General features: G+C 70.2%; 1 protein-coding gene. It reads right to left on the reverse strand.

The features are described 5' to 3' along the window. Window positions 1-4 precede the first annotated feature (4 nt). Window positions 5-1,396 (reverse strand): Ig-like domain-containing protein (locus N5D30_RS26035; RefSeq protein ID WP_279911338.1); only part of this gene is annotated, 1,392 nt, incomplete at its 5' end.

The raw sequence follows: 1,396 nt of genomic DNA on the forward strand, positions 1-1,396 counted from the left end.
CGATTCAGGCCTTGGGGCCTTCGGCGTGGATCTGGCCCAGCGCCAGGGCCAGCTCGTGCAGCTGGCGGCGCTCGCCTTCGTGCAGGTCGTGCAGTTGCTGGCTCAGCGGCGGCGCGCCGAAGATCGCGCCCTCGGCGCCGTCACTCCACTGCTTGCCGTCGAAGATCTTCAGCTGCTCGGTCTCCTGCAGGACGTCCTTGCCGAAGATGCTGGACAGGCTGCTGGAGCCGAACACGCCGGCATCGCCGCCGCCGAAGCCGAGGAAGCCCATGCCCGAGCCATCGCCACCCGCATCGCTGCTGGCGAACACCTGGGCGATGAAGCTGGGGGCGAGGGCGCCGCGGTTGATGAAGATGTTGCCCAGCGGCGGCAGGCCGCCGCCCAGGGTCGGCACCTCGAACAGCGGTGGCGGCAGCAGGGGCGAGGTGAAGGAGGGCGCCGTCCCGCCGGGCACCGCGACCTGGGGCAGCGGCGTGGACAGGTCCGGGTTGGAGACCGGCGGATCGACGCGGAACTCGGGATCGCCCTCCGGCTGCGGACGGGGTTCCGGTTCCGGCTGGGTCTGCTGGACCTCGTAGCCGCTGCTGACCACGCTGCCAACAAGGCGGTTGCCGGCGGCATCGGCGATGCCACTGCCCGGGGCGTTCAGCGCCAGTTGCAGCGAACCGCTGCCGGACACGCCAGTGACCACCACCTGGTAGGTGCGGGCATCCAGCTGCACCACCGACTGCAGGGTGCCCTGCACCGTGCCGCCGGTGAGCAGGCTGAAGTCGCCGGCGTCGACGCCGGTGACGTTCTCGTTGAAGGTCACCCGGAATTCCAGGGTATTGGCCGAGGTCGGCGAGGTGCCGGTCAGGACGATGGCAGCGGTCGGGTCCTGGGCGTCGACCCGAACACCGGCGGTGCTGCCGATACCGGCGAGGGCGGTGGCCACATCGTTGCCCGAGCTGCCCTTGAGGGTGGCGCCGTTGAGCTGGATGCTGTTGCCCAGGTCGATGCCATTGCCGTCGAACTGGCCCGAGGCGACGGTGAGGCGGAAGGTCAGGGCGCTGCTGCCGGAGCCGGCGACGTAGTTGGCGTAGACAGTGCCGCCGGTGTCGAGGGTGACGGCGATGCGCGGCGTGCCGCCGCTGCTGTCGACGACCACGCTCTCGCTGAAGTTGACGGTGAAATCGAGGTTCTGCCCGGCGACATAGGTACCGTTGGCCGGCACCGATACCGAACTGACGGCCGGCAGGGCGCGGTCGATGGCGTAGGTCGGGCCGGTCAGGCCGCCGCCGAGGGCGTTGCCGGCAGTGTCGGCGATGCCGGTACCGCCGTTCCTGAGGTTGAGGCCGAGGGTGCCGTTGCCGGTGATGCCGTTGACCACCACCACGTAGGTCTGGCCGTTCAGGGT

The sequence above is a fragment of the Pseudomonas sp. GD03875 genome (assembly GCF_029840585.1).
Taxonomy (GTDB): Bacteria; Pseudomonadota; Gammaproteobacteria; order Pseudomonadales; family Pseudomonadaceae; genus Aquipseudomonas; species Aquipseudomonas paralcaligenes.